We start from the raw sequence: 1,137 nt of genomic DNA, 5'->3' as shown, positions 1-1,137 counted from the left end.
CCGCCGGCGGGGCAGGTACCGGCCCGGACATCGGCGACGTCCCCCCGTGGTTCAGCCAGGACAGGTCCGCACCCTGCTGCGGGCGGTCCGGTCCGGGGGCAGGGCCCGGCAACGATGCTTGCCGGGGCTGACCCGGAGCGGTCACCCCGTACTGCGCCGGCACGCCACCGCGTCCTTCCTGGACCAGCTGCAGCAGACCACGGCCGCGCAATGCCACGATCCGGCCATGCACCGTCGAATGCGATGTGGATGTCGCATCGGCGAGGGTTGGCTCGCTGGCGGTGATGAACCCGGCGCCGTCCATACGGTCGATCAGGGCGTTCCACAGCTGCCGCAGCTGATCCTGCTGCTTCCTTGTGGTGGCGATGTGGTCGGCGTGCTGGTCGAACAGCGTCCGGGCCCCATCCGGGTCGCTCACCCATCGGCTGCCCGCAGGAAGGGCCGGCAACGATGCTTGCCGGGGCTGACCCGGATCGGTCACCCCGTACCGCGCCGGCACGCCACCGCGTCTTTCCCGGACCAGCCGCAGCAGACCACGGTCGCGCAATGCCACGATCCGCCTATGCACCGTCTGCTGCGGTATGGATGTCGCATCGGCGAGGGTTGACTCGCTGGCGGTGATGAGCCCGTCGTCGTCCATATGGTCGATCAGGGCGTTCCACAGCTGCCGCAGCTGATCCTGCTGCTGCGTTGTGGTGGCGATGTGGTCGGCGTGCTGGTCGAACAGCGTCCGGGCCCCATCCGGGTCGCTCACCCATCGGCTGCCCGCAGGAAGGGCCGGCAACGATGCTTGCCGGGGCTGACCCGGAGCGGTCACCCCGTACCGCGCCGCCACGCCACCGTGTCTTTCCTGGACCAGCTGCAGCAGACCACGGTCGCGCAATGCCACGATCCGGTCATGCACCGTCGGCCGCGATGTGGATGTCGCATCGGCGAGGGTTGACTCGCTGGCGGTGATGAACCCGTCGCCGTCCATACGGTCGATCAGGGCGTTCCACAGCTGCCGCAGCTGATCCTGCTGCTTCCTTGTGGTGGCGATGTGGTCGGCGTGCTGGTCGAACAGCGTCCGGGCCCCATCCGGGTCGCTCACCCACCGGCTGCCCGCAGTGGGTTGGGGTTGGGGTTGGTCGGGGTGGA

Annotated in this window: 1 protein-coding gene; it reads right to left on the bottom strand. The window is 69.4% G+C overall.

Going from position 1 to position 1,137, the window contains the following annotated elements; translation table 11 throughout:
* On the bottom strand, positions 1-1,090 hold a 1,090-nt coding region (locus V6U90_RS34165), incomplete at its 3' end, for a helix-turn-helix domain-containing protein (RefSeq protein WP_334445208.1).
* Positions 1,091-1,137 lie beyond the last annotated feature (47 nt).

The sequence above is a fragment of the Micromonospora sp. CPCC 206060 genome (assembly GCF_036906895.1).
GTDB lineage: Bacteria > Actinomycetota > Actinomycetes > Mycobacteriales > Micromonosporaceae > Micromonospora.
This window is presented reverse-complemented; position numbering and strand designations above follow the sequence as displayed.